Genomic DNA, 26,739 nt, shown 5'->3' with positions numbered 1-26,739 from the left:
TTTAGTCTTTTAGGAAGGCTTTGACCATCAAAACTCTTCCATTACTTTCATTGGTTATCGTATATGCTTTTGCGGCAGCGGGAATCACGAATGTTTCCGCAAAGTTGAACCGCTGTTTCATTCCGTCTTCCGTTTCGACCCATACCGACTTCCCTTCTACAAGCATCCATACATGGCATTTGTTGGTTGTTTCCACGGCGATCTGTTCGTGAAAGGAATAGCGGTGGATATCATAGAAATGGTCCGGGTGGGTCGGCAAATGTTCCAGTACATAACCGTCTGTTTCCGCTAGCACATAGGGTTTGCTGATAAACTCACGTTGGATCCGGTCGCCCTGACGGTCAAAATATACGTTGCGCATCCCGTGTTCGATGTTGATGGGGCGGGGCCTGCCATCCAGGTCCAGCCGGAGCCAGTCATACATCTTGAATGTAAAGATATATGGGGCACTGCTGATTTCAAGTACCAGATTGTTTTTTCCCGAGGCATGTATAGTGCCGTTGGGGATTAGGTAGAGCGCATGTTTCTCCGCTTTGAATTTTTGAACATACCGCGCTACATCCAGTGCTACATTTTCGGTTTGGCTACGGATGAGCTGATGGTGGAAGTCAGCAGCGTCCACTCCTTCCTGGAACCCGAGGTATACATCTGCGTCTTCTTCACAATCGAGAATGTAGTAAGTCTCATCCTGGGTAAAGGGCATACCGAACTGCTCTTTGATGTAATCGGGGCGCGGATGACACTGAACCGAAAGGTTGCCCCCGTCAAACGTATCCAGAAAGTCAAAGCGGATGGGAAACTCGTATCCGAAGCGTGCAGCGCCGTCGCCCAGTACTTCACGGTGGCTTTGGTACATCAGAAAGTCAAAGGATACTTCCAGGCGGTAGCCATCGCTTTCGAACATCAATCCATTTTCCAGTACCATTAATTCGAACGACCAAGCTAGGTTGGTTACCTCGGTATTCAACCCCGTAAAATGTGCTTTCATCCATTGCCCGCCCCAAGCACCCGGTTCAAACCAGGGGCGTACGCGGAAGAAATTCCGGCCCATGGCTGCCAATCCCCGGCGTAGGTTTTCTCCGGACATAGATAGGTAGGCATCGGGGCGCTGTTCGTCTACAATCAGGTCTATTCGTGGCAACAGCCCGCATTTATGTTGGTTGAGCACCCGCCAGTCCACGAAGTAAGCCTGTTTGTACATCTGCCGGTCGTCCGCATAAGTTTCCATTCCCAGGTTGGTGACCGCATGTGCGCGCATCCGGAACTGTAATTCATTTTTGGGCACATCTACATAAACTAACGGCGCGTCCCATCCCGCCAGGCTTGATCCGGCACCTACCAAAATGTTGATGTCAGCGCCCGGATCGGGTTGAAGTTGCCTGAGTTTTTCGCTGTCAAACCAGTCGGACAATTTCTTGTCGGTAATTTTCCCAAAGATGTCGTCGGGATCGCCCAGGGAAGGTTGTATCAGGTGTTTTATGTCAGCTTCTGGAAGAAGCGCGGCGTCGACATGAAACCAGCGCACCCGCTTGTTCTGTTTGCGCAACTGCCGATCTATCGAAGCAATGAGCTTGTCCCAGAAAACCCCGGTATAGCCCTCGATGACAACCCGCGGGTATTCGGCAAGCCAATCCGCCAGGGCCTCGGCCCCCGGCATGATCTGACCGGATCCGATGGGAAATCCCGGATAGATGTCGTATACTCCCTCCGGGGTCGGTGCTGTTTTCGCAGGAGCCAGGTATTGTTCGGTTTTCCGCAGTGGCGTGTCGTTATTCGGTTCAGCCGGTACAGACAGCGCTGCACCTATGATCGGTGCTTCATCCCACAGTTCACTCACGCGGAAGAGTGGGTTAGAACCGATACCCCATACCAACCGATCGAAAAACAGGTCGGCCGCTTTGGAAATATTGCCACCCAATACAATCCGGTCTGGTCTGAATCGTTCGATCCAGGGAGCGATGAATTCAGCCAAATTATCGGCAAACCGATTAAAAATATCGCTTGCGGTTTGGTTGCCGGTTCTTGCTAAATCAGCAATTTCTTTGACATCTGAGATGGAATGGCCAGTGCTTTTTTGCCATTCCCCCACAAACCAACGGGTGGCAAAAAAATCATCCGCAATGCTGTCGCCATACGGAATGTTGTATAAAAATCCGCCCTCGGGAACTCCCTCCGCCCCGCCCGGCAATATTTCACCATCCAGCAGAAATGTGCTGCCAAATCCGGTTCCGAATGTCAGCACGATACTTCTTGTGCTACCTTTGGCCGCGCCGGCAACGTATTCACCACATGCATATGCTGAAGCATCATTGATGAATGTAATGGGACACTCAGCAGGAATGTGCCCCCTGATAAACTGCCTTAGGTGAAGGCCAAATATCCGGTCAAACTTGTTGACTCCCGTAATTTTCGAAATACCCCGGATGTAATCAAAGGGTCCAGGCACGGCAATCCCTATTCCAGCGATGTTCCCAGATGCTGTAGGGAGTTTGGCTAATATACCGGCCAATACATCCAATATTTGGGTGGCCGATCCATTGGAATCAATGTCCGCTACCTGTAACGATTCTGGCAGCAATTTGCCCGTGTCACGATTTACCAAAGCACAGGATACGTGTGTACCCCCTACGTCTATTCCAACGTTAAATAGGTTCATTTTTTTGCCGATTGTCTTAAACTGAATGATTAAATGTTATCTTTTTGTAATTGGTTTCATATGTATATACATATGAACATATATATGTAGATACAAATTAAATCTCTTTTTTCTATAAATCCAAGAAAACAATAAAATTTATTGTAAACACCGTGAAAAGCAAGGGAATATAAGTATTTTGGTTTTGATGAGCAGAATACTATTTTTGTGGGGACATACAATGGGTTGTATGGACATATGAAACAGGCGTCAGCCTAGGCATCAATATTTTATTCATTGCCAGTAAGAAACATGAAAATATCATTGGATCACGACAGTCCTCTTCCTTTATATGTGCAGATTGAGGAGCAGCTTCGGAAGGCAATCCGATCAGCAGATTATAAAAACGGAAAAAAACTTCCCAATGAGGTAGACCTTTCGAAACAACTGGGCGTATCGCGGAGTACGTTGCGACAGGCTATTAATAAAATGGTGTATGAGGGACTTTTGATCCGTAGAAAAGGAGTCGGTACGGTGGTTGCCAATACAGCGATTACGTCAAAAGCTAATAACTGGATGAGTTTCACCCAGGAAATGAGGGCCCTTGGAATTACGGTTAAAAATTATGAACTTTATATCGGTTGGGTTAAACCCACTGAGGAATTGTGCACATTTTTCGACATCGGGCCGGACACCAAGGTGATGAAACTTGAGCGGCTGAGGGGCAATGAGGAACGGCCTTTTGTTTATTTTATATCGTACTTTAATCCCCGTATTGGCCTCACGGGCAATGAAGATTTCTCAAGACCACTTTACGACATTCTGGAGAACGAACACAATACCATTGCAAAATTATCCAAAGAGGAAATCAGTGCAATGACCGCCGACGCGCTGTTGGCCCAAAAATTGGAACTGAAGGTCGGTGATCCGATCCTGAAACGAAAACGTTATGTGTATGACCCAGGCAGCCGCCCTATAGAATGGAACGTAGGATATTACGGGGCTGATAGTTTTGTTTATACGATTGAATCGACACGAGATATTTAATACAACCATGCATATATCACTCCAACGCGTAAATGACGCGGTTCACTTCGAAGGAACCGGCGATTCCACAGATGTACATGTACACATCGATGGCTCTCCGGATATAGGTGGAGAGGGTTTGGGTGTACGCCCCATGGAGCTGGTGCTGATGGCACTCGGTTCCTGCAGCGCTCTAGATCTGGTTACTATCCTTAAAAAGCAACGCCAACAGATCGACGATGTCAAAATCGATGTAAAAGGAGAACGCCGGGAAGAAATCCCTCATATCTTCACCGATATTCATATCTCTTTTTACCTGAAAGGGGATATCGATCAGACGAAGGCCGGGAAGGCAGCCGAACTGGCCGTGAAGAAATACTGTTCCGTACACGATATGTTGGCGGCGGGCGGCGTAAATATTACGTATAGCGTCGAAATCCACTAGTTTTTTCAACATTCCATTATACTTGTGGAGGAGGAGCCACCGCCTTGTCATGCTAAGGATATCTTCTTATTTTTTGATAGGGAGGTAAAAGGATTTTTATAGGTATTTACCCCTATAATGTCCCTATGAAGTCCCTATAAAATCCTTATTATAACCCAATAGCCTAAAGTAATAATGACCCATCAATAACGGGATGATTTATGCACAACAGGGTGCGATTTTTTCAAAAAAATTAACTTAATTCAATGAATGTTTAAACATTGATACGTATTTTTGTGTTAGCTAAAAAAATAAAGGAGGACTATGGCAACTACATGGAAATTGGATCCTACCCATTCAGAGGTAGCATTTAAAGTAAAACATTTGGTGATCACGACTGTTACTGGTTATTTCCGCTCGTTTGATGGAACGGTTGTAACAGAAGATGAAACGGATTTCACCACAGGGAAAGTCAATTTCAGCATTGATACATCCAGCATTGATACCAATCAGCCGCAGCGTGACGAACACCTGAAATCTGCCGATTTCTTCAATGCCGGTCAATACCCCCAAATTACATTCGTTTCCACGTCAATTGACAAAAAGGGTAATGACGAGTTTTTGCTTCACGGCGACTTAACCGTTGGCGACATTACAAAACCCATTACCTTGAATGTAGAATTTGGCGGTACGGTGACCGACCCGTATGGTAATTTTAAGGCCGGTTTTGAAGTAGCCGGCAAGATCAGCCGGAAGGAATTTGGGCTTACCTGGAGTGCGGTAACCGAGGCCGGAGCAGTCGTCGTAAGCGACGAAGTGAAGATACAGGCGAGTGTCCAGTTCGTAAAGCAATAATCGCTATGCGTTTCAAGCCCTTATAAGTTTGTCAATCCACAGACTTATAAGGCTTTTTTTCTTTTCCGCTCCATATCCGCTCGGCCCAACGGCCGATGTACCAAAACGAAACGGACAGGAGTAGGAAAAACACTGTCCGGTTGATGTTATCCCACAGGTATTCGAAAAACCGTGTATAGAGATTGATGATCAGAAAGACGATGCCGAATTCCCGGGCGATGTAATCCTGCCGTTTCAATCCGTACCATGCGACCCCCAGGGATATGGCGGTAGACAGCAGGCCCCAATAAAAAATATGCCATTGCCGTACCTCAGACCATTTATCCATATCGCTGTAGTTGCCGAAAATAGACAACAGCCACAACGCAACCATCAGGTAAGTAAGACCGATGATATAGGTCAGTGACGTAAAAGGGGCTATCGGTTTGATGCGTTGCTGCCAGACCAGTGCAAACGCCGTAAGCAATGCTCCGAACAAGGTGAAACGAAGGGGATAATTCATACCCCAGAAACGAAACCCCCAATTGCTGTGATAGGCCGTTTCCGTGGCAAACCAGATACCAAAGCTGACCAGTGTAAATATCCAGATGAGTTTAGACGATAATTTTACAGACAGCACGCCATATATAATCACGGAAGCAAGGAACAGCAGCGAAAAATGCCCCGATCCGTTGTCGATGATTTTGCCGAGATAGCCGATGAATGCTGCCGTTGCGAATACACCCAGTGTCATCAACGCCTCATTGCTGAATGTTTTATGCGGATATTTGCGCTTGTTCCGGAAACCCCAGCTATAAAATAGGATCGCCAGGGCCAGACAGAAAAAACAAATCACTACATCGGGCGTGTCATAAATCTTCTCAATCCATTGCAATACCATCTTATCGGCAAACAGCGAAAGAAAAGCAAGGACGATACACGAAAGAGCGATCCAAAAAGCATATTGGGCCAGCCGCTTCCAATCAAATCCTTTCAATTCATAGGACTCATTGAGTTGTTTGGCCTGTACTTCTTCAAGCAATCCCTGTTCGCGCCAATGGCGGATGGCCTCATCCAAGGTTTCTTTCTCGTGTCGGTTAACATCCAATTTTTTCATAAGCATTATGCTACACGAAGATAGGGATTTTGATTTTACAACACGCTTAACAACTTCAGCGGAATCTCAATGAGCTCGTCCTGACGGCGGATGATCAACTTCAGCCGCTTTTTTGCTGACATCAATGCCTTTTTATACTGTGCAAAATCCTGACTGGCATTGTTGTCAATGGCAATCACGATATCCCCTTCTTTAAAACCGCATAGGTCGGCCGGAGAACCTTTGACGATGGAACCGATAACAATTGCATTATTGAGATAGTAAAGCTCCATACCGGAATACGAATATTCAAAAGGTTCCCGGTACAGTGTGTTGGGCTTCAGGTAAATCTCCCGCTGTGGATAATTGAAAATAACGTTGAACCGTTTCAGGATCTGGTTGCCGATGAGCCCCCCGAGATAGGGGTAGGAGGTCACGTTGAACTCGTCTTCAAAAATCATGGTAGGTACTTTCCGGAAGCGATATGGACCCAGCCGGAAGTCTTTTACGAGTGTCATGTCCATCACAAGCTTTCCGCCTACTCCGTGGGCCTGTATGGGAAACCGTTTGCGTTTCTTGCGGAGAATCAGGCTGTCTTGCTCGAAATCCTGCGACAGAACCAGGGATAAGCCGGCTCCGATATCAAATAAAAAACGGGAAGTGACCTTATGATGGTCCCGTACACGGGCTGTTTGGACAGGTAGCGTGCGGATAAACGGTTTCAATAAATGTCCTCCCCGTGGATACTTTAATGTACCCGGGGAACAAATTTCAATTTCATGAGTATCGTAGTCTATTTTCAGAATATACCGGCTAAGCAGGGAATATCCGATGACGCCATCGATACGGGTGCCATACACATAGGACAGGAATTCATAGTCGTTGATATGAAAATTCAGACTGTCCACGGTTAATTCGTTTAACTTCAACCGTTCGTTGTAAACAAATTCTGCTTTCCGCATGCCGGCAATTCCGCGTATGTTTATTTCCGAGGCGACCGGAACCAATCCCAGTGAGCTTGCTGTGGCAGAGTCTAGCGAGATACCGCTGCTGCCGGTGTCCAGGATAAAGGTCAATGTATCGGCATGACCAACCAGTATCGCCTTGATAAGTACCACACTTTCCACAGCCAGTGAGAAAGGGATGGTTGTCAATGTCTGCGAAGGGGGGGGAACGTATTCTTCCTGAGCAGCCGCCGGGAACCAGCTGACCACCACTAAGGGAATTACAGATAATAAGGCTTTCATGTTCCCTTGTTATTTAACATAAGTTATTTCAAACTTACGCTTTCCCACGATTATACACAACAATCAGCCAAGGTTTCCTAGTATCCACCGCAATCCGTATCTTCATCCCCAAATTGAAGAAAGCCCGATGATTGAACAACGTACTTTTCCTCCTGTTAAATCCTTAATCTTACTCTTGCTTTTGGTATTTTCGGGAGCCATTGTAATGGGGGCGATTTCTGTTTTTATCGGTCTGCTTGCCACAGGTGTTTCCATGGGAAGTGTGGAAGAAACCCTATCGGACAGCATTTCCAACATCGGTTTTCTCAAAATTGTGCAGGCCGGATCAAGCATTGGCATGTTTGTCTTGCCTGCGCTGCTGATGGGAGTAATTGAGAAGCATCGGCACACCTATTTGGATTTCCGCACGGGGGTAAACCCTTCCCTGTGGTTTTTGGTCGTCGCGATCCTCTTTTTCTCCGCACCGGTTTTTGAACAGGCTATTAAGCTAAATGAACAGATGAGGCTTCCGGAAGCACTATCGGGGGTAGAAAATTGGATGAAGGTCAAGGAGGCTGAGCAGAAACGATTGACCGATCTGCTGCTGTCTGACACCACATATACGGGGCTGCTGACAAGTTTAATTGTCGTTGCAGTCATTGCCGCCATTGGCGAAGAGTTTCTGTTCCGGGGATGTGTGCAAGGTATTCTGACCCGCTGGTTTAAAAACCCTCATACCGCTATCTGGCTTACTGCCATTATCTTCAGTGCCATCCATCTTCAATTCTACGGCTTTCTGCCACGGCTGCTGCTGGGGGCTCTTTTTGGATACCTTTTATTTTGGGGTAAAAGCATCTGGTTACCCGTGTTGGCACACTTCATCAATAATGCGACGGCCACCGTATATGCATTTTACCTAAAACGGCAGGGTAAATCACTCGATGAACTGGACTTTTCACAGCAGATTCCCGATTACCTTTATTTTATTAGTTTTGTACTCACCGCTGTCCTGCTATATCAATACTATAAAACTGCCATCAAGCAAAACACACGGAGCTATGGAAAAACACTGGATTAAACTGTTTGTGACACCCAATCCCATCCAGGCGGAGATTACCAAACAAATGCTGGAAGAGCATCAGGTGCCGGCGGTAATTATCAATAAGCAGGATTCATCGTATCGGTTCGGACAGGTCGAATTGTACGTGCACGAATCGCAGGAATCTTTTGCACGGGAGTTGTTGGCGGATGGCGGGTACGATGCTAACAACGAAGAATAAGCGGTCATGAGAACACGTGCAATTACCGGCCTTTTCTTTGTTATCGTGGTGCTTGCTTCGATCGTATTCAATGCCTATCTATTTACCGGCTTTTTCCTGGTGCTGAATGCGTGTTGCCTCTATGAATTTTATCGGATTGTGGGAGATGCCAACGGTAAACCGAACGCTTTATTGGGGTTATTGTTCGGTGTGCTTGCATTCGGAGTGTATGGGGGATATCAACTAGGCGATCTTTCTCCAAATTGCCTGTTGCTGGTTATTCCGTTGGCTGCGCTAGTATGGATCGTTCCGCTTTACCAGAAAGATCAGGATAATCCGTTTACGGGTATCGCTTACACGTTTTTGGGAGTTATATATATTGTTTTACCCTTTGTATCGTTTCTTTCGTTGGGTTTTTTGACCGGCGCTTATAACTACCGCTTACCCCTGGGGTTTATGCTGATCCTTTGGGGAAACGACACAGGCGCCTATCTTATGGGCAGGTTCTTCGGCAGACGGCGCCTTTTTGAGCGCATTTCTCCCAAAAAAACATGGGAAGGGCTCATTGGAGGTATCCTGCTTGCGTTGGTGGTATCGTCGGTATTGGCGCTTTACTATCCGGTGATAAGCGTTTGGCAGTGGGTGGGTATGGCCCTGCTTATTTCGGCGTTCGGCACTTTTGGCGACCTGGTGGAGTCTATGCTCAAGCGGAGCCGGCAGGTGAAAGATTCGGGGTCCATATTGCCGGGACATGGGGGCCTGCTCGACCGTTTTGATGGATTGCTGTTAGCTGCTCCTGTGGTATTCGTATGGCTCAAGTTGCTGCTATCGCTACAAACCGTTAACTAATTTCGTTTATTATCCATTTATGCAGTTCATACATTCTGACACTTTTGACTTTCTTACAGCAATCGGGAAAAATAATAACCGGGAGTGGTTCCAGCAGCACCGGGAAGCTTATGAGCATGCTTGGCAAAACATGAAAGATTTTACCCAGGCCGTTATTAACGGACTTGCTGAGACCGACCGCTATATTTCGGCAGATATTCCGACATCGAAATGCCTTTTCCGGATTTATCGGGATACACGGTTCAGCAAGGATAAAGCACCCTATAAGACCTGGCTCGGCGCCGGTATATCCACCGCCGGTCGTAAACTGAACGGTCCGGAATATTATCTTCATATCCAACCAGGTAACAGCTTTGCTGCGGGCGGTTATTGGCGGCCGGAAAAAGACCATTTGGCGGCAATCCGGCAGGAAATTGATTATAACGGGGCCCAGTTGTCGGCCATCCTGGAGGAAGCTTCCTTTAAAAAAAATTGCCGGTTGGATGTCCAGGATAAGCTGAAACGGCCACCGGCCGGATACGATGCGGATAATCCTTACATCGAATGGATTAAATTGAAAAGCTTTACGGCATCCGAATCCTTTGATGACAACGAATTGGCTGGCCCCGATGGGTTGGAAAAGGTGCTTCAGGCCTTCCGCCGGATGTATTCCTTTAAATTGTTCCTGCATCAAGCATTAGACGAGTAGAAACGGCGGCTTGTCGCAGCTATTCGGGGAAACTGATCTTCCCCATGCATACCGCCGGAGCGTTAGCGATGGCTTTCGCATTGGCGGCATTTCCTGCGAGGGTTTCATTGGCTAGTAATGCAAAGAGCGCTGCTTCCTTTGCATCGGGAAGTAGTCCCAGTTCATTGAACGGAGAGACGGTCAGCTCACCCAATCCCGTTTTGATCCGACGCATAAGTGCCGGATTATGCAGTCCGCCGCCGCTTACATAGACCCGCGTGAGTAAGTTACCCGCTTCGCTCAGTGTCTGCCGGATGGCGTCTACGATGGCAGTGGCCGAAAAAGCACACAGTGTAGCCATCACATCGCTTTCCGTTAATCCGGTCGTCCCTGTAGCTTTTTGTGCATCGAAAAGGTAGTCGAGATTAAACAATTCGGGTCCGGTGGTTTTCGGAAAAGGTAACGCAAAAAAATCAGGACTGAGCAGCGCTTTAAGTAAAGGGGGGCAGACGGTCCCGGCAGCGGCTAAGCGGCCGTCCTCATCCATTTCCCTACCCATTCGCATTTGCATGTATTGATTCATCAGGGTATTCCCGGGTCCCACGTCTGTCGCAAAACAAGGCTTTCGGGAGGCGGCGGCGGGAAGGAAGGTGAAATTGGCAATGCCGCCGATATTGAGTAAAATACGTGTTTCGGTTTTAGCTGTAAACAGCAGGTAATCGCCATACGCTGCGAGGGGGGCACCCTCTCCGCCCGCTGCGATGTGCTTTTGCCTGAAATCGGATACGGTGATGATTCCGGTAGTCACGGCCAACTGATCGCCATCGCCGATCTGCAGCGTGCTGTTTGGATAATCGGTGTTTCCTGTAAGTGACTGAGGGGCGTGAAAAACCGTCTGTCCATGACTGGCTATGAGATCGATTTCGCCCGGGGACTTACCCCATTCCTGCAACATTTCGTTTACAAATGTGCCATGTACCTGTCCAACCCATGCGTGCAGTCCGCTGAGGACTTGCTGGTCAACCGTCCGTTTGGCAAAGATTTCGCGAATGCGGCTGCGGAATTCATCGGTATAGGGTTTGGTATCGAAGTGTGTAACGGATAGTTCGGTATGAAGGCCCTCTCCGGTAATGTGGCAAAGGGCGATATCCAATCCATCGAGCGAAGTGCCTGACATGAGGCCAACGATGACCCGCTGTTTTCGGCCAGCGATTGCATATAATTTTTCTATCCAAGGGTTCATTGGGAATAAAGGTAGGCATTTTGCAGTTTCGTGATATAATTCTATTTTTGAGAAATTTTAGTTACTACTCCATGACGTTTCCCACAGATTTGAAATACACGAAAGATCACGAATGGATTCGTGTAGAAGGCGATGAAGCCATTGTTGGTATTACCGATTTTGCACAACGTGAACTTGGGGATATCGTATTTATTGATGTCAATACAATCGGCGAGGAAGTGGCTCAGGACCAGGTATTCGGCACCGTAGAAGCGGTGAAAACGGTATCGGATCTTTTTATGCCTGTATCGGCTACCGTGCTATCTGTCAACGAAAAGATAGACAGCTCGCCTGAACTGGTTAATCAAGATCCGTATGGCGAGGGATGGTTGGTGCGTGTGAAGCTGAACAATCCTGCCGATGTGGATGGGCTACTCGCTGCCGCCGATTACGAGGCGCAGGTGTCGGCCTAATTGCCGCTGTTGCTGTACTTTTGGCATTAAAATGGCTGGATAGCGGTCAAAATAGAAAATATGAAGCATTACAGCTGGGCGATATTGTGGGCAGTGGTTGTGTTGGTCCTGTGCAGCATTCCGTCGGAGAGCACCGAAAGTATCCCTAAGTTTGCGGGAATTGATAAGCTGGTACATTGCGGTTTCTTTTTCGTGTTTACAGTACTTCTCTATTACGGCGCCATCCGGAAAGCGGGCACATCGAGGCCGTCTTGGGGAATTTCCATCCGGGTTATCGTTTTTTCATTTCTGTTTGCTCTGTTTACCGAGTTTTTGCAGTGGAAAATATTTACGTACCGTTCTGCCGAAGCCTGGGATCTGTTTGCCGATGTCGTGGGTACCGGAATGGGGGTATTTGCTTACCTTTTGTTGCATAATTCGTATCGCATAAGGGCTAGCGCTGTTCCTTTAACGGTAGGAGCAGCAATCGCGGTCAGTTTATCGAGTTGTGGTGTGTTCCGGAAGGGTTGCAAATGTCCGCCTGTCCATCGGCACGAATCAACTGCTACCCATCCATTCCTATCACAACGCTTTGGCGATGGTAACGGCGTTTACCTGGATCGCCCCGGCGGTTAGGAGTACCGTGGAACATGCCTCCAGGGTAGCTCCCGTGGTCAATACATCGTCTACTAACAGCACGTGTTTTCCGGCAATGGCTTCTGCTTTGGCTAGCCGAAATGCGGTTTCCATATTTTCGTACCGCTCGTAACGACTTTTTTTGGTTTGGCTTTCGGTAGCGCGATGCCGTACCAGACACTGCATCGCTGTGGGCTTTTGCATGGAGTGGGAGAGCCCCTCGGCAAAAAATGCGCTTTGGTTATATCCCCGCTTGCGGAGTTTCGTGGGGTGCAAAGGTACAGGTACAATCACATCGGCTTCCTGAAAGGGTGTCCTTTCCCGCAGCAGAGATCCATACTTTTCACCCAATAAGGTGCCGATTTCGGGTCGGTTATTGTATTTCAGCTGGTAAATAATCCGCTGTATGCGGGAAGAATCCATTAAATAGAAAAACGAGGCAGTCTGTATGGTGTGTAGGTTGGCGGTTTGGTCGTGTGCAGGGATAACAGGTAGGTGATACCAACAGGATGTGCAGATGAGTTTTTCGCCATACACCAATGGCGTGTCACACCCCGCACAGGTTTTTGGGAAAAAGAGAGCGGCCAGGTCTGTTAGGTAACGGTTGATCATCGTAGGTGTGTTTTTAAACCGCTGGGCTTGCCGTTTCCTTGATGGCCAATTGGCCGCAAGCGGCATCAATGTCCTTTCCCCGGCTTCGCCGGATATTGGTAACGATGCCCTTCTGACGTAGTAAGGCGGCAAAGCGGTCTATTTTGTCTTCCGGAGCATTTTCAAAATCGGCAAAGGCAATCGGATTATATTCAATGATGTTGACCTTGCAGGGAAGATGCTTACAAAAGGCAGCCAGTTCCCGGGCATCGGCAGGATCGTCGTTGAATCCGTTAAATACAATGTATTCGTAGGTAACGGGATTCTTGGTCTTTGCGTAATAATATTTCAACGCTTCTGCCAACGCCCCCAATGAATTCTGTTCATTAATGGGCATGATTTCATTGCGCTTTTGGTCATTGGCTGCATGCAGGGACAGCGCGAGGTTGAACCGAACCTGGTCATCTCCCAGTTTTTTGATCATTTTGGCGATTCCGGCGGTGGATACCGTAATTCGTTTTGCCGCCATATTCAACCCGTCGGCGGCAGTGATGCGCTGTACGGATGCCAGTACGTTGGCATAATTGAGCAGTGGTTCCCCCATTCCCATATAAACGATGTTGGTGAGCGGCTGTCCATAATGCTCCTGAGCCTGTTTGCCGATGAGTACGACCTGATCGTAAATTTCGTCAGCATTGAGATTGCGCTTCCGGTCCATGTAACCCGTTGCACAAAACTTACAGGTAAGACTACATCCTACCTGTGAGCTCACACAGGCCGTCATGCGGTCGGGTGCCGGAATCAATACGCCTTCGACAATGTTGCCATCATAGAGCACAAAACTGCTTTTGATCGTTCGATCCGCACTGTACTGGGCCTGGCGTATACTGGCCGCATTGATAACGAAAGTTTGTTTCAGCAGATCACGCAGGGGTTTGCTGAGGTTGCTCATGTGGTCAAAATCGGTACACGACTTCTTCCAAAGCCATTCATGGATCTGCTTGGCCCGGAACGCCTGCTCTCCCAGGGAAGCCAACTGGCTGCGAAGTTGCTCAAGCGTCAGCTTGCGGATATCGATTTTGGATTTACTGTCAACCACGGTACAAAGATACGGCTTTTTCTATTTTGTTAAACTTTTGGTTAAACACCAAAAAAAATACATATTTGTAGTCGTTTATTTTTCAAATTAAACCTATCCTGAAGGACGCGATACATATCAAAAAACCTAGCATGCTATGAACACTTTTTTTTCTGCGGATTATATTGTGCCGGTTACCAGCAATGCAATTAAGAACGGTGTTGTTGAGATCGGGAATAACGGCATAATTGAGGGGATTTACCCACCCGACCATCCCAACCTCTCAGGTCAGCAGATCAACCGGAAAAAAGGCATTATCGTACCCGGGTTTGTCAATACGCATTGTCACCTGGAACTTTCTCACATGGCAGGCGTCATCCCGCAGCATACCGGGTTGGTGTCGTTTCTCCAACAGGTGATTGCGATGCGCAATGCTGACGAGGAACGGATTCAGCAAGCCATGGAGGCGGCTGATCAGGAACTTTATGAAAATGGCATCGTAGCAGTGGGCGACCATGCGAATACAGGTATTTCGGCCTCGGTAAAAGCCCGTAGTAAAATGTATTACCATACGTTTGTGGAAGTACTTGGATTTGAGCCGGAGGTGGCTTCTCAAAAGCTGATGGAGGCGCGGGCGATTGCCTGTCTTTTTCAGAAAGATGCCGCTTCCATTACGGCACATGCGCCTTATTCCGTATCGAAAGAATTATTCCGGTTACTCAACGAAGACGCGGTTATATCCAACATGCCGCTCAGTGTGCATAACCAGGAAAGTGAGGAAGAAAACCGATTATTTCGGTACAAGACCGGGCAATTTTTAGACTTTTATCGGGCAATCGGCAAAGACATTTCCGGCTTTAAAGCGCAGGCACGGAACTCCCTGCAAACCGTTATGTCTTATCTATCGCGAGACACGCCGGTCCTGTTGGTGCATAACACATATACTTCCTCCAAAGATATTTTCTTCATCGAACGCCAGGAGCGGAATGTCTTCTGGTGTTTTTGTCCCAATGCGAATCTTTACATCGAAGGGGTGCTTCCGAAAATGAAAAATTTTGTCACGTACCGTCATAAAATCACACTGGGTACGGACAGTCTCGCTTCCAACGACCGGCTATGCATATTGGCCGAACTGAAAACGATACACAAATATTTTCCGGAGATTCCCTTTGATGAAACCATCAAATGGGCCACTATTAATGGGGCACAGTTTCTTGAGATCGCGGAAAAATACGGGTCGCTAGAGACGGGGAAAACGCCGGGACTTAACCTGCTTACGTCTACCGATGGGCTTCGTGTTACTGCTGATACCGAAGTCATCCGTTTGGTATAGCCGCAAAAGACGGGAAATCGGTTCGGTTAATTCACCAGCCAAAAGGTGGTTCCCAAAACGGCACCTAGAATCACACCGACAATGATTTCTTTCCATACATGGCGTTTGAGATGGATTCTAGACCAAGCCAGTAACGGAGCAAACATCAGGAAAACGATTCCGGCAATCACATTGAAATGAAGAATCAAAAAGCCGAGAAAGACATGGAACGCAAGGTGCATGGAAGCTTTCACGCGCGTATTGACCACCTGTGCCGTAACTAACAACACCAATGCACACGTTACCGCCAGCCGGAGCGTCCTATCCTGGTTGGTTAGCCAAATAATTACGGTAACTACGAGCAATAACAGGGTCGTGGCAATAAACCACTTCTGCCGTTGGCCCTGATCTGAAACATCCAGGTTGGTATAGGTCCCTTTTCGTACGCCCCAAAGGGTTCTGATTCCGATCGGAACAAAAATACCACCGATAATCAGCAGCGAAAGATAGGCGGCTTGTCGGGGAGATTCGATGCTGAATAATAAGAAAATGACAAATACCGGAACGGTCAAAAAGGGATGACCTACCGTAGAAATCAGTTTTGCGATCGTTGTTTTCAAGTGTATACCATTGATAAAGCGATGAACTGCCCGACTTTGCGAAGGTAACCAAACTTTTGTAAGTTGACAATTTTACCGATCCGATCCATGGGAATAGCCGGGGAGGCGGTTACTTCATCGCGCGCAGGGATACATACATGGTATCGATTGCCGCAGATTGGAGCATCCGGGTGAGCGGCACCGGTTTATCCAACGGAAATGAGTACGCGGTGTCAGGGGCGATAACCCTCCTTAAGATATTCCGATAGCTAAACTGTTCATGTCCGCCAAAAGGACTTTGAAACGCCGCGGTGAGCGTATTGAGCACTGAGGCCGGACGGAAGCGAACGTCATCCCGTACCGCATCCATATTGGTATTTACTAGGTTGATGCAGACAAACCTGACGCGGTAAGGGGCATCGGGTTTCGCGGCGAGATGGCGCCTCAAGGTTTCGTAGATTTCCAGCGTGGTAGCGGTACCGGAATTCTCGTAGATTCCGCCATCGATCAGCCTGCCGGCGCCATCCAGGTAGTTGTAGGCATTGATGATGGGGAACGCCTGACTTTGGTTTACACAGGCTATTAATGGGATATTGTAATGGGGGTTGTATCGCTTAAACGACGCATATAGATCGGTGCCGAGGCTGAAGCTTGCTAAATCCACCGGAGCGAAGACACCCCGTTGCCCTGTTTCTACAATGGCACTGTTGATGAAGAAAAGGGGTAATGCGGTATGGAATGTGATCGGATCCGTGGCCGATCGGGATTGACCCGTATCTGCGGTCAGCACGTAAGGTTTCAGATAGTCGGTTTTGAAAAAGCCATCGATTTCTTTCCGGTGCAGTGAAGGTGTTGCTTCCGTGTATCCCTGTATTTCTTCCTGTTGGAAATAGTAGTTCCGGTCTTTGGGAAACGCGCGGCGATCCGATAACCTGCCGACTGCTTCGTATTTGATCCCTTCGAAACCATCGCCAATCAATGCGCCCCAAAATGAGCTGCTCAGGTAATTCCGGGCGTACAGCGTTTTCATGCGGGGAACCACCGACATCGGCTGCGGGGATACATTTAGGTAGCGATCGGCCAGGTACATGGCGGCACCCGATGTAGAGCCGGAAACCGTGGAGATTGAAAACACGTGTTCCGAAAATCGGCTGGATGGAGTGCTTTTCAAGCTATCCAGGTAGTTCATAGCCATAAAAAACCAGACGGCAGCGCGCGATCCGCCTCCTTGCCCGGAGATGAGGTATACATTGAGTGTATCACGATCACCTGTCACACGGTCTTGCACCCATCGGTCAAAATAGGCTGTGAGCGAAGGCCTCATGTCTGCCGTAAATACCCGATCGGGTGGGGCGATCTGTTTACGGATCCGGTGCGAATTGACTGAATTAAAGAAAAATAAAAACAAGAATCCCAATGCAAACAACCGGATCATGGGATTATACCATGCCCATACGGGTTGTCCCGATGACAGCCCGTTATATACCCAGGTGATGTTCAACTGGGCGGTAATCAGAACATCCGTTAAAAAAAGAAAGAGGGAGATGGCCGTAATTAAAATGAAAATAGGGGAGAAAAAGCCAATTTCGACGGGCCACTTGCTGCCGTTGCAGAATTGAAGAAAGATCGCCAGCAGCAGTGTACACGATAACGAGCAGATATGGATGTACTTACTGACGAAGTACGACACCTCCCTGTTTTTTATATCGACGTTTTCTGCAAATTTCATATAAGCGTAGTTGGCCAGGATACTGACAAAGTGGGCACTAACAATCAGTAGGATCACTCCCGTCCGGCTGGAACGCAGCCCATATCCGATGCCACCGATTAACGCGAGGAAAAGCAAGAAAAACAGGGTCATGAAGGCGACATACCGGAGGGCTTTTTTACGGGCTGCCGCAGTATTTCCGTCGGCGGCATTGTCCCATAATTGTTGAAAAACACGTGGCACCCGCTTTCTCCGATATTGCCAGTCAAGCAGGAAGATTCCGGCTACCAATAAGACAAGAACACCTATTCCGACGAAGGTTTTCCCGGGAAAAAAGGAGGTAACCGTTACATACAGAAAGATTACCCAAGGGAGACTCGCGAAATACCGTATGGGAAATTGTCGCTTGCCTTCCACCGAATCGCCGTTGTACAACGAGATGAGACCGCTGTATAACGATTGGGAGTTCACGCGACGCCGGGTGAGGGCACGCCAGATATCGATTGCCAGCACTGGAATGGCCCAATTGCTCAGGGCTAACAATGAAAATGAAGCGATCAACAATGGAGTGTTGAGGTAGCTGTGCTGCGAAGACTCCGCTAGACTCACTACGATGTCCCGGCCAACCTGTACTTTCCACAGAATTACGGGCACCAATAACGACAGCAGCACGTAGAAGAGGTTGAGTTTGATGGTATTGTACAATCTCAATAAAAAACCATAGAGTGTTTTCTTTTTCATCGTCAGGATTTCATATGGGGACCATGGCCTGGTTTTATGGGCGAAAGGTTAACTAAAACTGGCCGGTGTTTCCACCGACCAGTGGGAATTACCCGGTTAGGGTCTCGCAAACCAACAAATGTTTAACTGTCAAGACAAATACATTAAATTCAATGTAAAAATAGCCGATAGCGAGCTTGAAAGCAATACCTATAAATCGGTATTTTAGTGGGCGGTAAATAACTCACAAAGAATTAGTTTCGATTGGAACCTAAATATAACTAAGTTTGCTTTATGAAGAATATCACGCTGACTCTCTTGTTTATCTGTGCAGTTGTTGCGGTGCTATCGGCACCGGCATCGGCCCAGGAAAAGAAATCGAAACTGAATCACATGGCCTTTTCAGTCTATAATCTTGAAAAAAGCACGGTGTTTTACCGCGATGTGCTACAGTTGGATACCGTACCGGAACCTTTCCACGACGGCAAGCATACCTGGTTGGAAATTGGGCCCAATAGCCATTTGCATTTGATTGAGGGGGCAGCTGAGATCGTTGCTCATGACATGGCGACACACCTGTGTTTCAGCGTTCCTTCCGTTACGGATTTCATCGCCCGCCTTGACCGTTACGGAATTCCGTATAACAATTGGCAGGGAGAAAAGCAGCAGGTAACCCTCCGGATAGATGGCGTCAAGCAGATTTACCTTCAGGATCCGGATGGCTATTGGATCGAAATCAATGACGACTATTAGTCAAAAAGGCGGCACGTACAGAGCATGATCAATGGGAATACATTTGCCGAAATGGCGCTGTCTTTTCCGGGGACGGAGCAAAGGCCGCATTTTGACCGGGTGGGTTTCCGTGTAACCGGAAAACGCATGTTTGCCACCTATCTGGCGAGTGACAACACCGCCAATATTTTCCTTACCCCGGGCGAGCAGGCCCTGTTCTGTGCGATGGATACCGTTCATATTTACCCGGTTCCCAATAAATGGGGTGAAAAGGGAGCAACTACATTCAATTTGAACGGGGTTGGCAAAGAGCTGGTCCTGGAAGCACTGATTTCTGCCTACAACGATGTACGACGTTAGCTAGATTGTGCTTTCTGAATCGTCTTTTTTAAGTCGATACCTTTTCCGAGCACACCCTTAAACAGGTCGCCGGTTTCTTTCAGGCGGTCGTGGGCATTGTGAATGGTAAAGTTGCTCATCTTTAGGCCGGGCTTTACTTCCTCCCATGTCAAGGGCATGGACACCGTAGCCCCCGGTTTCGGGCGCAGCGAATACGGCCCGGCGATGGTAGCCCCCGGTCTGTTCTGGAGGAAATCAAGGTACATTTTCCCGTTCCGGCTGCTCACCTTCCGCTCCAGGGTGGTGAAATTCGGCAACTGTTCATGCACGAGGTTAACGATTACCCTGGCAAAAAGCTGTGATTGGTCGTAGGTGTATTTTGCACCTAACGGAATATAGATGTGAATACCTGTGGAACCCGATGTCTTCGGATATCCGGGCACGTCCAGGCCATCCAGCACCTTTTTGACTTCCTGCGCAGCCTGGATCACCTGCTCAAAGGTGTTTTTATCCGGGTCAAGATCGATCACACAATAGTCGGGATTATCGGGAGACTGGACACGGCTGAACCAGGGATTCATCTCGATACAGGCCAGCGAAGCCATCCACAGCAGGGTGGCTTCGTCGTCGCCTACCAGGTATTCCTTATGTTCACCCTCGCCGGTTACATAGGGATAGGTCTTCGTGATCCATTCCGGAGCTTTTCCCTTAATATCCTTCTGATAGAAGCTGGGCCCTTTGATGCCGTTTGGAAAGCGGTTCAGCGATAGGGGGCGGTCTTTCAGGTATGGAAGGATGTATTCAGCCACGCGGTAATAATAGTTGAATAGATCCCGTTTGGTGATGCCCTCGCCCGGCCAGTATACCTTGCTTAGGTGCGTAAATTTCAGCTCCTTGCCATTTATCTTGCGCACCTGCGTTTCCTCACGCGGATTCAGTAGGGTACGCCGATCTTTGGGAGCTTTGTTTTCTGCTTCCGCCACCGTGCTTTCGGTATCAGCGGGCTTTTCCAGTACCACCTCATCGGCGTCTTTATCTTCCCGCATGCCTTTAAAGGAAGCCTGGCGGAATACCCCCTCGCTGGTCACTTCGGCATAATTGACCTCGCAGACCAATTCCGGTTTCAGCCAGGTGGGTTTTGCGCCAAGGCGCTGTGGACGGAAGCGGGAGGGCTTATTCACATCGGGTACGGTGTCAAAGGGGCTTTTGGGGGTGATCAACGGTTTGAACCGTTTCATCATGTCCTGTTGCTGTTTGTCTGAAAAGCCGGTTCCTACTTTGCCCGCATAGCGTAGGTTTTTACCCTCATACACGCCCAACACAAGTGCACTGAATGCTTTGGAAGTACCCGCATTCCGGGTGAAGCCCGCAATCACCACTTCCTGCCGACGTTGCACCTTTATCTTCAACCATTCTTTTGACCGGAGATCGGAAGTATACCTGCTGTCGGCTTTTTTGGCCATGATCCCTTCCAGTCCTACCTGTTCGGCGGCATCGAAAAACTCAATGCCCCGTGCGGCGAATACCTTGCTCAGGCGGATGCGCTTGTCGTCCGTCGGCAGGATATCCTGCAGGATGGCCTGCCGCTCGGTAAGCGGTAAATCCATCAGGTTTTTCCCTTCGTACCACAGGACATCAAAAACGTAGTAGACGAGATTTCCGTCTGCCTCACTCCGCCAGTTCTGCAACGCACTGAAATCGGACAGCCCTTTGTCGTTCAGTACCACTATTTCGCCGTCAATCACGGCGTTGATACGCCATGTTTTCAGCAGGTCTATGAGCGGATAATATTTATCAAACGGAATGCTGTTGCGGGAAGCCAGTTTTACATCGGTCTTGCTCACCCGGGCAACGGCGCGGTAACCGTCCCATTTCACCTCGTATACCCAATCCGGATCGTCAAAAGGCTCGTCAATGAGCGTAGCCTTCATGGGTTTGATTTTATCCGGAGCGGGGGACTTCGGGGCATTTTTCAGCAGGGCTTCGACATCCAATTTTTGAGGTTCGGTGCTTTCGTCCACTTCCTCCGCGAGGTGCTCGTCGGCCTCCTTGGGCGCTTTCCGAACGGCTTTCCCGGGGGCTTTGGCCTTCTTGGCATCCGCTTCGCGGCCGTTACGCCATACCTTGTCACTGCTTTTTTCCACGGCCGCGATGGTTTTTCCTGAAAGCACCGATTTGTCTTTTTTGGTGACATCGGATTTGCTGGCAAACTCATCTTTATGTTTGATCAGCAGCCAGCCATTTTCCCCCATGCCGGATGTTTTGACCAGGGCATACTCCCCCTGCAGTTTCTGGCCATGCAGCCGGATTTTCAGCGACCCTTGGTTGAGCTGTTCCAACAGGTGTTTTTCCTGTGCTTTCTTGGTTTTCAGGGGCTCGATCGGCTCGTACGTGCCTTCGTCCCATACAATGACGGTACCACCCCCGTACTCGCCTTTGGGGATGATACCCTCAAATAACCGGTAATCCATCGGATGATCCTCCACTTTCATCGCCAGCCGTTTGGTTTGCGGGTCGGTGGACGGACCTTTGGGTACCGCCCAGCTTTTCAGCACGCCGCCCATTTCCAGGCGGAAATCGTAGTGCAGCCGCGAAGCATCGTGCTTCTGCACCACAAACGTGAGCAGCTTCTTGTTAGGACTCTTGCCCGCTTTCGGTTCGCTGGTCTTTTTGAAGTCTCTTTTTTTCCGGTACTGATCGAGCGTCATAGCTTCTAAATAACACCCATAAGCCGATTCAGTTTTAAGAAAATGTGTATATGGTCCTACGGATCAGGCCCAGCGGTCCACCAGTCGCTGGAACGCCTCCCGGTACTGGTCGCCCACGCTGATTTCCTGCCCGCCGATGTGGACGGTATTTTTGCCAATAGCATGGACCTGTGCCATCGAAACGACAAACGATCGGTGGATGCGGAGGAAGCGGTCTGCCGGCAGGCGGTCTTCAATAGACTTCAAGCTCATCAGGGTTTTAATGGCTTTTGCTTCCCCTGTCAGGTGAATGATGACATAGTCCTTCAACGATTCGATGTAGGTGATTTTCCGCAGATCAATCCGCACAGTTTTATAATCGGATTTGACATACAGGTAGGGTTCGTCAGCGTTTACCGTTTCAAAGGTTGCCTGGCGTTCGAAATAGTTGACCCCTTTAAGGGCCGCCTGCAGGAATTCCTGATAGTTGAAAGGTTTGAGTAGGTAATACAGTGCATCCACTTGGTAACCTTCGATGGCGTACCGATCGTAAGCGGTGGTGAAGATGACACGGAAATCCGAAGTCGCGTTGCTGCGTTGCAGCATTTTGGAAAATTCAAGTCCGCTGAAGTCGGGCATCTGGATATCGAGGAAGACCAACTGGATACCGCCGGCCAGCAAAACCGGCAATGCTTCCATGGCGCTGGAATAGGATCCTTTCAGCGACAGAAAAGGTGTCTGCCGGATATAGCCTGCAATTAAATTGAGCGCCAGCGGCTCGTCGTCTACGGCAATGCAGTTAAGTGTCATGCAAGTTCGATGGTTAAGTCTACAACATAAATCCCCCGGTCGGCATCCTCGTAGATGGCCAACGTATGTTTTTCAGGGTAGAGTAGTTCCAGCCGCCTGCGGGTGTTGTCCAGTCCGATTCCGCCCCCGGATTCGTGCGAAACACCGCTGCTTCTGACAATCGTATTTTCCACGGTCATGGCAAGGCGGTTCCCTTGAATGGCCAGTGCGATGCGGATCTTGCCGGGGGTAGTGGCCGATACGCCGTGCTTAAACGCATTTTCGACAAATGGCAGCAGCAGCATCGGGGCGATCAGCCACTCTCTCGTCAGCTCCGGTTCGGCAAATTCAACCGTCGTATGGTCGTGGAGCCGCAATTTCATGAGTGATACGTGGTCTTTCAGGAAGCTGATCTCCCCCCGCAGGCCGACCTGGTTTTGCTGGGTTTCATACAGCAGGTACCGCATCATACGCGATAGGGTATGCAGCGCCTCCCGTGCGAGCTGTACATCGCCGAAGGAAAGGGCATAGATGCTGTTGAGCGTGTTGAAGAAAAAATGGGGGTTGATCTGTGCTTTCAGATAGGCCAGTTCCGCGGTAACCTGCTGCCGCTGCAGTTCCTCATGTCGCCGCTGGTCGCGCTGCCAGCGCTGTAAGGCCGCGATGCTGGTGCTGACTGCCAGTACCAACAACCCCGAGGTAAATAGAAAACCATCAAAAGCGTTGCGCGCGCGGGGTACTTTGATCATCAGTCTGCGCTCAATCTGTGCGCGTACCGGCAGAGCCTTCTCGGCAAGCCGGTTGGCAAAAAAGGAAAGGAATATCGTTACCGAAACGATCCAGATAACAAACCATACACTTCGTCCGCGAAACAATAACCGGGGTACACAGATTAGGTAGTTGAAATAGAAAATCGAGAGCATCAAGAGCACCTGAAGCCCCTGCCGCCACCAAAATCTATCGGGGAGGTCCACCCCCCAGGAAAGCGGCTGGTAGAAGAACATCACAAAGACAAAAAGTGCCCACATGAAAAAGTGAGTGAGAAATATGCCTGCTTTGCTCTTCCTGCGTATTTCCATTTTTAAATGCTCAGTGACGAATTAAGAGCCAAGATACCATGAAAATCAGGAAGAAAAAAGAAAAACGATGGCGGTGCGGTTTTTCACGGCGTAGACTGTTTTTTTCCCGACGAAGCTTTCTTCCAACCTTTGTATCGGTAAATAAACGCCTTTTATCGCTGAAAAGGAGCTATACTTCGAGGAGGGTCGGGATGTTTGCAGCGGATGAGATTGTTTTGCCTTCGGTTTATCGAAACAGACATATGCGAACGATACGGCTTATAGGCTTACTCATCACCCTGTTCCCGCTGGTAAGTGCGGCGCAGGATACGGTCGCCACGGCAATACCCGCCGGTGGATGGACGCTGGAAGCATGCCTGGAATACGCCAAAGCACATAACATCACGTTAAACACGCTGCGCCTGGCGAAAGCCACAGCGGGTCAGGATGTGATTCAGGCCAAGGCTGCCGTGCTCCCTGATCTGGCAGCGTCCCTTTCTGCAGGGGTGAACCATACCCAGGGGGTTACGCATCCGCTCGTGGGAGCCAGCGGCTCGGGAAGCGTGGGATCGTCCATGACCCTCTACAGCGGAGGAGCGCTGCGTGCAAGAATGGCGGAAAGCCAGCTGGCGGAGACCAGCAGCGAGCTGGACATCCTGGAGGCCGAAAGCGGCCTCTACCTGCAGGTTATCCAGGCATACAATGCCATTCTGTTGGATAAGGAAACCATTAAATATGCAGAAGACCTGGTGGCCACCACCACGCAGCAGAAAACGCAGATGGAAGCCATGTACCGGGTCGGCACCGCAGCCCGTAAGGAACTGGTCCAGATCGAAGCGGTACTGGCCAACGATCAGTATACGCTCACCGCGGCCCGCAACGCCGAACGGCTGGATAAGATCAATCTCAAACAACTGCTGCAACTGCCCGTGGAGTCAGATTTTGACATTGTCGAACCCGATACCTCGCTGCAACCGGGAGCGATTGCTTCGCTGGAAAGTACATTGGAAGCGGCTTTGGCCAACCGGCCTGAGGTGGAAAACGGTAAAACGGCCGTAGAACTCGCCAAGACGGGGTTGCGCATTGCCAAGGCGGGTTACCTACCCACAGTGGGTCTCAACGGCGATATCGGAACCGGGTTTTCCAATGGAAACGGCAGTTCCCTAGGCACACAACTGGATCGCTCCTTCTACCAGCAGGTGGGCGTATCCGTCAGCATTCCGATTTTTACCAGGCAGGTCAACAAGACAAATACCGCGAAGGCAGATATCGCTGTCAAGCAGGCCGAGCTGAACCTCGCCAATACGGAACTGGTATTGTCGCAGGAGGTTGAGCAGGCCTACATTGCCGCACTGAATGCCTTTCAGCAGTTCGAGGCAGCCAAAGGGCAGCTCGCCTACGCCGAGGAAGCCTACCGCATTGCGCAGGAAGAGCTGCGTGTGGAAACCTACAACAGCGTGGAATTTGTCCAGCAGCGCAACACCTATGTGCAGGCCCTGCAGGCCTATACACAGGCCAAATACAATGCGCTGCTCGCAGTGGATACCTACGAATTTTATAGACAACAACGTAACGAATACCCATGACAAAGCAAAAGGTCATACTGATGAGTGCCGTAATAGGAATAGCGGCATTGACGGTTTTCCTGTATTTCCGGATGACAGGGAAACGGGAAGTGGTGCAATTGGAGACTACCGTGCCCACAAAAGGGCCCGTGGCCCGGATTATCACCTCTACCGGTACGGTACAGCCGGTGGACACGGTGGCCGTGGGCACCCAGATATCAGGTATCATCTCGGCGATCTATACGGATTACAATGCCGAGGTCACCCAGGGCCAGCTACTGGCCGAACTGGATCCGACGCTGATGCAAGCCAACGTAGATCAGCTCAAGGCCTCGCTTGAACAGGCCAAAAGCAATCTTGAGTACGAAACGGCCAATTTCGGCCGTCAGGAAGAATTGTACCGGGTAGGTGCCATCAGCAAGGCAAATTACGACATCGCCCGCAATTCGTACCAGGTGGCGAAAACATCCATCGCCAATATTCAGGCACAACTGAAAGCGGCCAACCAGAACCTGGCGTTTACCAAGATTTATTCGCCCATCAACGGGGTGGTGCTCAACCGCAGCGTGAGCGTAGGGCAAACCGTCGCGGCTAGTTTCAATACGCCGACCCTGTTCAGTCTGGCCAAAGATATTACCAAGATGCAGGTGCAGGCGAAGGTTGATGAGGCGGACATCGGTGAGGTGGCGGCCGGCCAGCGTGTTACCTTTACGGTGGATGCATTTGTGGATGACGTATTTGAAGGAAACGTGTCGGAAGTCCGCTTACAGCCTACGACCTCGTCCAACGTGGTGACGTATACAACCATCATCGAGACGAACAACGACGACATGAAACTCAAGCCCGGAATGACGGCTACGGTGACGGTATATACACAGGAAGCAAAGGATGCGCTGCTGATCCCTGTGGCGGCCCTTAAATTCGTGCCCGATCCGCAGGTACTCGGCCCTAACTATCGCATCGTACCAGAGGGTAACGGGCCTGTAGGCAACGGCAGCGGAGAAAAGGTCTGGATCGTTAAGGGGAATACCGTGGTTGAGCGGCCCATCACAACCGGGATCAATGACAACACCGTCGTGCAGGTACTGTCCGGACTCACGCCGCAGGACTCCGTGGTTACCGGGGTCGCCACCGGGGCGGCAGCAGGAAGCGGGAATGGCGCAACCGGCACAGGAAGTCCGTTCATGCCCAGGCCACCCGCCAGAAGATCATCGTCGGGAGGAAGAGGAGGTTAA

Annotated in this window: 25 protein-coding genes; 14 read left to right on the top strand and 11 right to left on the bottom strand. The window is 49.4% G+C overall.

The features are described from left to right. Position 1 precedes the first annotated feature (1 nt). On the bottom strand, positions 2–2,656 hold the full coding sequence (locus IEX60_RS12305) for an ROK family protein (protein ID WP_188751037.1): 2,655 nt from the start codon (positions 2,654–2,656) through the stop codon (positions 2–4). A 291-nt stretch (positions 2,657–2,947) separates the two neighbouring features. On the opposite strand from IEX60_RS12305, the gene IEX60_RS12300 reads away from it, so the two are divergent. The 3 genes from IEX60_RS12300 (at position 2,948) to IEX60_RS12290 (ending at position 4,940) form a co-directional block, all read left to right on the top strand. After that, entirely contained in the window at positions 2,948–3,682 is a 735-nt protein-coding gene (locus IEX60_RS12300; protein WP_188751035.1) for a GntR family transcriptional regulator, read from the top strand. 7 nt (positions 3,683–3,689) lie between these two features. Then, positions 3,690–4,106: an OsmC family protein gene (locus IEX60_RS12295; protein ID WP_188751033.1), complete on the top strand. Its 417-nt coding sequence runs from the start codon at positions 3,690–3,692 to the stop codon at positions 4,104–4,106. A 303-nt stretch (positions 4,107–4,409) separates the two neighbouring features. After that, a complete protein-coding gene (locus tag IEX60_RS12290) occupies positions 4,410–4,940 on the top strand; it encodes a YceI family protein (protein WP_188751031.1) in 531 nt (176 codons plus the stop codon). Between the two features lie 31 nt (positions 4,941–4,971). On the opposite strand, the gene IEX60_RS12285 is transcribed toward IEX60_RS12290, so the two are convergent. Both IEX60_RS12285 and IEX60_RS12280 read right to left on the bottom strand, forming a co-directional pair. Next, a complete protein-coding gene (locus tag IEX60_RS12285; protein ID WP_188751029.1) occupies positions 4,972–6,036 on the bottom strand; it encodes a DUF2157 domain-containing protein in 1,065 nt (354 codons plus the stop codon). 35 nt (positions 6,037–6,071) lie between these two features. Next, complete coding sequence (locus IEX60_RS12280; RefSeq protein WP_188751027.1) at positions 6,072–7,262, bottom strand: aspartyl protease family protein; 1,191 nt, start codon at positions 7,260–7,262, stop codon at positions 6,072–6,074. Between the two features lie 127 nt (positions 7,263–7,389). Between IEX60_RS12280 and IEX60_RS12275 the strand changes: the two genes are divergently transcribed. Genes IEX60_RS12275 through IEX60_RS12260 form a run of 4 tightly spaced genes read left to right on the top strand, consistent with a single transcriptional unit; the run spans position 7,390 to position 10,037 of the window. Further along, positions 7,390–8,319, top strand: coding sequence for a CPBP family intramembrane glutamic endopeptidase (locus tag IEX60_RS12275; RefSeq protein WP_188751024.1), 930 nt, complete (start codon positions 7,390–7,392; stop codon positions 8,317–8,319). After that, positions 8,300–8,521 carry a putative signal transducing protein gene (locus tag IEX60_RS12270; protein WP_188751022.1) on the top strand — a complete coding sequence of 74 codons (222 nt, stop codon included), beginning with the start codon at positions 8,300–8,302 and terminating at the stop codon, positions 8,519–8,521. The genes IEX60_RS12275 and IEX60_RS12270 overlap by 20 nt, the downstream gene beginning before the upstream one ends. A 6-nt stretch (positions 8,522–8,527) precedes the next feature. Then, complete coding sequence (locus tag IEX60_RS12265; protein ID WP_188751020.1) at positions 8,528–9,349, top strand: phosphatidate cytidylyltransferase; 822 nt, start codon at positions 8,528–8,530, stop codon at positions 9,347–9,349. Between the two features lie 19 nt (positions 9,350–9,368). After that, positions 9,369–10,037, top strand: coding sequence for a DUF2461 domain-containing protein (locus IEX60_RS12260; RefSeq protein ID WP_188751019.1), 669 nt, complete (start codon positions 9,369–9,371; stop codon positions 10,035–10,037). A gap of 19 nt (positions 10,038–10,056) precedes the next feature. On the opposite strand, the gene IEX60_RS12255 is transcribed toward IEX60_RS12260, so the two are convergent. After that, positions 10,057–11,259: an anhydro-N-acetylmuramic acid kinase gene (locus tag IEX60_RS12255; protein ID WP_188751015.1), complete on the bottom strand. Its 1,203-nt coding sequence runs from the start codon at positions 11,257–11,259 to the stop codon at positions 10,057–10,059. A gap of 71 nt (positions 11,260–11,330) precedes the next feature. On the opposite strand from IEX60_RS12255, the gene gcvH reads away from it, so the two are divergent. Next, positions 11,331–11,711: a glycine cleavage system protein GcvH gene (gcvH, locus tag IEX60_RS12250; RefSeq protein ID WP_188751012.1), complete on the top strand. Its 381-nt coding sequence runs from the start codon at positions 11,331–11,333 to the stop codon at positions 11,709–11,711. A 60-nt stretch (positions 11,712–11,771) separates the two neighbouring features. Then, positions 11,772–12,326 carry a VanZ family protein gene (locus IEX60_RS12245; protein WP_188751010.1) on the top strand — a complete coding sequence of 185 codons (555 nt, stop codon included), beginning with the start codon at positions 11,772–11,774 and terminating at the stop codon, positions 12,324–12,326. Here IEX60_RS12245 and IEX60_RS12240 read toward each other — a convergent pair. Next, complete coding sequence (locus tag IEX60_RS12240; protein WP_188751008.1) at positions 12,273–12,938, bottom strand: ComF family protein; 666 nt, start codon at positions 12,936–12,938, stop codon at positions 12,273–12,275. The two genes, IEX60_RS12245 and IEX60_RS12240, sit on opposite strands and share 54 nt — an antisense overlap. Positions 12,939–12,951: 13 nt before the next feature. Beyond that, complete coding sequence (rlmN, locus tag IEX60_RS12235) at positions 12,952–14,016, bottom strand: dual-specificity RNA methyltransferase RlmN (protein ID WP_188751006.1); 1,065 nt, start codon at positions 14,014–14,016, stop codon at positions 12,952–12,954. 136 nt (positions 14,017–14,152) lie between these two features. Between rlmN and IEX60_RS12230 the strand changes: the two genes are divergently transcribed. Next, complete coding sequence (locus IEX60_RS12230) at positions 14,153–15,328, top strand: amidohydrolase family protein (protein WP_188751004.1); 1,176 nt, start codon at positions 14,153–14,155, stop codon at positions 15,326–15,328. A gap of 26 nt (positions 15,329–15,354) precedes the next feature. On the opposite strand, the gene IEX60_RS12225 is transcribed toward IEX60_RS12230, so the two are convergent. Next, positions 15,355–15,927: a phosphatase PAP2 family protein gene (locus IEX60_RS12225; protein ID WP_188751002.1), complete on the bottom strand. Its 573-nt coding sequence runs from the start codon at positions 15,925–15,927 to the stop codon at positions 15,355–15,357. Between the two features lie 109 nt (positions 15,928–16,036). After that, the gene (locus tag IEX60_RS12220) at positions 16,037–18,355 is read right to left on the bottom strand and encodes a hypothetical protein (protein WP_188751000.1); all 2,319 of its coding nucleotides are present in this window, start codon (positions 18,353–18,355) and stop codon (positions 16,037–16,039) included. 273 nt (positions 18,356–18,628) lie between these two features. Here IEX60_RS12220 and IEX60_RS12215 point away from each other — a divergent pair, with 273 nt between their 5' ends. Then, the gene (locus IEX60_RS12215) at positions 18,629–19,087 is read left to right on the top strand and encodes a VOC family protein (RefSeq protein WP_188750998.1); all 459 of its coding nucleotides are present in this window, start codon (positions 18,629–18,631) and stop codon (positions 19,085–19,087) included. A 24-nt stretch (positions 19,088–19,111) separates the two neighbouring features. Further along, positions 19,112–19,426, top strand: coding sequence for an MmcQ/YjbR family DNA-binding protein (locus tag IEX60_RS12210; protein WP_188750996.1), 315 nt, complete (start codon positions 19,112–19,114; stop codon positions 19,424–19,426). Here IEX60_RS12210 and ligD read toward each other — a convergent pair. From ligD to IEX60_RS12195, 3 genes are all read right to left on the bottom strand, one after another. After that, on the bottom strand, positions 19,423–22,113 hold the full coding sequence (ligD, locus tag IEX60_RS12205) for a DNA ligase D (RefSeq protein ID WP_188750993.1): 2,691 nt from the start codon (positions 22,111–22,113) through the stop codon (positions 19,423–19,425). The genes IEX60_RS12210 and ligD overlap by 4 nt on opposite strands. A 63-nt stretch (positions 22,114–22,176) precedes the next feature. Next, positions 22,177–22,902, bottom strand: a complete 726-nt coding sequence (locus IEX60_RS12200) for a LytR/AlgR family response regulator transcription factor (RefSeq protein ID WP_188750991.1) — start codon at positions 22,900–22,902, stop codon at positions 22,177–22,179. Continuing rightward, positions 22,899–23,960: a sensor histidine kinase gene (locus tag IEX60_RS12195; protein WP_188750989.1), complete on the bottom strand. Its 1,062-nt coding sequence runs from the start codon at positions 23,958–23,960 to the stop codon at positions 22,899–22,901. Before IEX60_RS12195 ends, IEX60_RS12200 begins: the two co-directional genes overlap by 4 nt. 242 nt (positions 23,961–24,202) lie before the next feature. Between IEX60_RS12195 and IEX60_RS12190 the strand changes: the two genes are divergently transcribed. Then, positions 24,203–25,525, top strand: coding sequence for a TolC family protein (locus IEX60_RS12190; protein ID WP_188750988.1), 1,323 nt, complete (start codon positions 24,203–24,205; stop codon positions 25,523–25,525). Beyond that, the gene (locus IEX60_RS12185; RefSeq protein ID WP_188750986.1) at positions 25,522–26,739 is read left to right on the top strand and encodes an efflux RND transporter periplasmic adaptor subunit; all 1,218 of its coding nucleotides are present in this window, start codon (positions 25,522–25,524) and stop codon (positions 26,737–26,739) included. Before IEX60_RS12190 ends, IEX60_RS12185 begins: the two co-directional genes overlap by 4 nt.

The organism is Parapedobacter defluvii (genome assembly GCF_014642075.1).
GTDB classification, from domain to species: Bacteria; Bacteroidota; Bacteroidia; order Sphingobacteriales; family Sphingobacteriaceae; genus Parapedobacter; species Parapedobacter defluvii.
This window is presented reverse-complemented; position numbering and strand designations above follow the sequence as displayed.

Bases quoted from the DNA above. Each gene is read 5' to 3' on its own strand.
- IEX60_RS12210 (WP_188750996.1), top strand. From the start codon at position 19,112: ATGATCAATGGGAATACATTTGCCGAAATGGCGCTGTCTTTTCCGGGG.
- IEX60_RS12260 (WP_188751019.1), top strand. From the start codon at position 9,369: ATGCAGTTCATACATTCTGACACTTTTGACTTTCTTACAGCAATCGGG.
- IEX60_RS12290 (WP_188751031.1), top strand. From the start codon at position 4,410: ATGGCAACTACATGGAAATTGGATCCTACCCATTCAGAGGTAGCATTT.
- IEX60_RS12240 (WP_188751008.1), bottom strand. From the start codon at position 12,938: ATGATCAACCGTTACCTAACAGACCTGGCCGCTCTCTTTTTCCCAAAA.
- IEX60_RS12220 (WP_188751000.1), bottom strand. From the start codon at position 18,355: ATGAAAAAGAAAACACTCTATGGTTTTTTATTGAGATTGTACAATACC.
- IEX60_RS12245 (WP_188751010.1), top strand. From the start codon at position 11,772: ATGAAGCATTACAGCTGGGCGATATTGTGGGCAGTGGTTGTGTTGGTC.
- IEX60_RS12300 (WP_188751035.1), top strand. From the start codon at position 2,948: ATGAAAATATCATTGGATCACGACAGTCCTCTTCCTTTATATGTGCAG.
- IEX60_RS12275 (WP_188751024.1), top strand. From the start codon at position 7,390: ATGATTGAACAACGTACTTTTCCTCCTGTTAAATCCTTAATCTTACTC.
- IEX60_RS12305 (WP_188751037.1), bottom strand. From the start codon at position 2,656: ATGAACCTATTTAACGTTGGAATAGACGTAGGGGGTACACACGTATCC.
- IEX60_RS12190 (WP_188750988.1), top strand. From the start codon at position 24,203: ATGCGAACGATACGGCTTATAGGCTTACTCATCACCCTGTTCCCGCTG.
- IEX60_RS12230 (WP_188751004.1), top strand. From the start codon at position 14,153: ATGAACACTTTTTTTTCTGCGGATTATATTGTGCCGGTTACCAGCAAT.
- IEX60_RS12255 (WP_188751015.1), bottom strand. From the start codon at position 11,259: ATGAACCCTTGGATAGAAAAATTATATGCAATCGCTGGCCGAAAACAG.
- IEX60_RS12215 (WP_188750998.1), top strand. From the start codon at position 18,629: ATGAAGAATATCACGCTGACTCTCTTGTTTATCTGTGCAGTTGTTGCG.
- IEX60_RS12270 (WP_188751022.1), top strand. From the start codon at position 8,300: ATGGAAAAACACTGGATTAAACTGTTTGTGACACCCAATCCCATCCAG.
- IEX60_RS12265 (WP_188751020.1), top strand. From the start codon at position 8,528: ATGAGAACACGTGCAATTACCGGCCTTTTCTTTGTTATCGTGGTGCTT.
- IEX60_RS12185 (WP_188750986.1), top strand. From the start codon at position 25,522: ATGACAAAGCAAAAGGTCATACTGATGAGTGCCGTAATAGGAATAGCG.
- IEX60_RS12285 (WP_188751029.1), bottom strand. From the start codon at position 6,036: ATGAAAAAATTGGATGTTAACCGACACGAGAAAGAAACCTTGGATGAG.
- IEX60_RS12280 (WP_188751027.1), bottom strand. From the start codon at position 7,262: ATGAAAGCCTTATTATCTGTAATTCCCTTAGTGGTGGTCAGCTGGTTC.
- IEX60_RS12195 (WP_188750989.1), bottom strand. From the start codon at position 23,960: ATGGAAATACGCAGGAAGAGCAAAGCAGGCATATTTCTCACTCACTTT.
- gcvH (WP_188751012.1), top strand. From the start codon at position 11,331: ATGACGTTTCCCACAGATTTGAAATACACGAAAGATCACGAATGGATT.
- IEX60_RS12295 (WP_188751033.1), top strand. From the start codon at position 3,690: ATGCATATATCACTCCAACGCGTAAATGACGCGGTTCACTTCGAAGGA.
- ligD (WP_188750993.1), bottom strand. From the start codon at position 22,113: ATGACGCTCGATCAGTACCGGAAAAAAAGAGACTTCAAAAAGACCAGC.
- IEX60_RS12200 (WP_188750991.1), bottom strand. From the start codon at position 22,902: ATGACACTTAACTGCATTGCCGTAGACGACGAGCCGCTGGCGCTCAAT.